This window comes from Geodermatophilus sp. SYSU D00684 (assembly GCF_054050455.1).
In genome coordinates this window covers 1-2,079 of sequence record NZ_JBJGZI010000061.1, presented here as the reverse complement: position 1 = coordinate 2,079, position 2,079 = coordinate 1, and the positions used below count along the sequence as shown (strand labels likewise).

Below are 2,079 nucleotides of genomic sequence, written 5' to 3'. Positions count from 1 at the left end.
GCGCCGCGCCCCCCGCCCCCCCCCCCCCCCCCCCCCCCCCCCCCCCGCCCCCCCCCCCCGGCGGCCGGCCCCCCCCCCCCCCCCCCCCCCCCCCCCCCACGACCGCGCGTCAGGTCACTGCGCCGGGGGACCCAGCGGGACGGGCTCGGGCCCCGCGACGATCGGCGCGGTCACCGTGCCGATCCGCTCGACCGTCACCGCGACCTCCACGCCCGGCCGCAGCCACGGGTGCCGCTCCTCGCCGTGCAGCGACCGCAGCTCCAGCAGGCACCCGGTCCCGACCGTGCCGCTGCCGACGACGTCGCCCGGCCGCAGCTCGGTGCCGCGCGAGGCGTAGGCGAGCATCTGCCCGAACGACCAGCGGATGTCGGCCCAGCTGCCGCCGCCCTGCTCGACGCCGTCGACCGCGGCCGCCATCCGCAGCGCGTAGCCGGCGCCGGAGCGGTGCGGCTCGAGCTCGTCGGGCGTGACCAGGACCGGGCCCAGCGTCGTCGCGCCGTCCTTGCCCTTGGCCGGGCCGAGGCCGACCTGGGACTCCACGCCCTGCACGTCGCGGGCGCTCCAGTCGACGAACACCGTGTAGCCGGCGATGGCGGCCTCGCCCTGCTCCGGCGTGAGGTCCGACCCGCCCCGGCCGACGACCGCGGCGACCTCCACCTCGTAGTCGAACGCCGCCGAGCCGGGGGAGACCGGGACCGGCTCGCCGGTGCCGCGCACCGCCGCCGGGTTGGTGAAGTAGAAGACCGGCTGCCGGAACCAGACCGGCGAGACCTCCCGGCCGAACGCGGCGGCGGCGTTGCGCGCGTGCTGCTCGAAGGACAGGAAGTCGCGGACCGACGGCGGCCGCGGCACCGGCGCGCGCAGCACCAGCCCGTCCTCCGGCACCACCTCGGCCGGGGTGCGCCCGGCCGCCGCGGCGAGGTCGGGCAGCAGGTCGACCAGCGCGGCGTCGAACCCGTGCACCTGCCCGTCGTGCAGCAGTCCGGCCCGCTCCGCGCCGTCGGACGGCGAGACGTAGGTGACCCAGCGCATCAGCTCTCCTCCCTCACGCCCGGCAGCCGATGGGACCGCCGTGGAACGCCACCATGTCCGGCCAGATCCCGGTCAGCGGCAGCCGCTCGCCCGGCGGCCGCCCGTCGAGCTCGGCGTAGGCGCGGTGCAGGTTGCCCACCAGCCGCTCGGACTCCTGCCACCCGGCGTAGGGGTTGTCCGCGTGCCGCCGCGCGGTCTCCAGCGGCGACCACCCGGCCGTGTGCCCCTCGCGCGCGGTCGCGTCGACGAAGGCCGCGTAGCCGGCCAGGTCGTCGAGCAGCCGGGGGACCTCCTCGCCGCGGCACACCGGGCCGTGCCCGGGCACCAGCACGTCGGGCTGCAGCGCGCGCAGCGCCTCGATCGCCCGCGGGTAGCCGGCCACGCTGCCCTCGGCGAGGAACGGCTGGCCGCCGGCGAAGGCGATGTCCCCGGCGAAGGCCACCCGCTGCGCCGGCAGCCACACGACGACGTCGCCTCGGGTGTGTGCCGGCCCGACCGCGTGCAGCTCCACCGCCCGCTCGCCGAGGTGCAGCGTCATCGCGCCGGTGAACGTGACGTCGGGCGGGCGCACCTCGAGGTGGCCGTAGTCCGGCCCGGTGAGCACCTGCGCGGCCAGCAGACCGGCGGCCAGCTGGTCCTCCCGTGCGTGCACGTGCCCGACCACCGGGGTCTCGGCGGGCACCAGCCAGTTGCCGAAGGTGTGGTCGCCGTGGTGGTGGGTGTTCACCAGCGCCCGCAGCCGGCCCGGCGCCACCGACCCGACGGCGGCCAGCAGCGCGCGGTTGCGGGCCTCGGTGGAGGTGGTGTCCACCATCAGCCCCGTGCCGTCGTCGCCGGTGACCACGCCGGTGTTGTTGATCATCCAGCTGCCGTCGGGCTGCACGTAGGCGAAGACGCCCGGTGCCACCTCCTGCAGCGCCGCGGCCTCGATCGACGTCGTCACGCCGTCACTCTGCTGGAGCCCAGGTGGCACGGAAAGTCGGCGGGCTCCACGGCTCGGGTGCTCCGGCGTGCTCGTGCTCTGCCCACACCGGCGGGGCAGAGCAC

General features: G+C 77.5%; 2 protein-coding genes. Both read right to left on the bottom strand.

Going from position 1 to position 2,079, the window contains the following annotated elements; translation table 11 throughout:
• Positions 1-114 precede the first annotated feature (114 nt).
• Positions 115-1,032: a fumarylacetoacetate hydrolase family protein gene (locus tag ACI79L_RS23910; RefSeq protein WP_456939186.1), complete on the bottom strand. Its 918-nt coding sequence runs from the start codon at positions 1,030-1,032 to the stop codon at positions 115-117.
• A 13-nt stretch (positions 1,033-1,045) separates the two neighbouring features.
• Complete coding sequence (locus tag ACI79L_RS23905) at positions 1,046-1,975, bottom strand: MBL fold metallo-hydrolase (RefSeq protein ID WP_456939185.1); 930 nt, start codon at positions 1,973-1,975, stop codon at positions 1,046-1,048.
• Positions 1,976-2,079 lie beyond the last annotated feature (104 nt).

What these genes read in the sequence shown, in the direction of transcription:
- ACI79L_RS23910 (WP_456939186.1), bottom strand. Translation starts at nt 1,032, where the DNA reads ATGCGCTGGGTCACCTACGTCTCGCCGTCCGACGGCGCGGAGCGGGCC.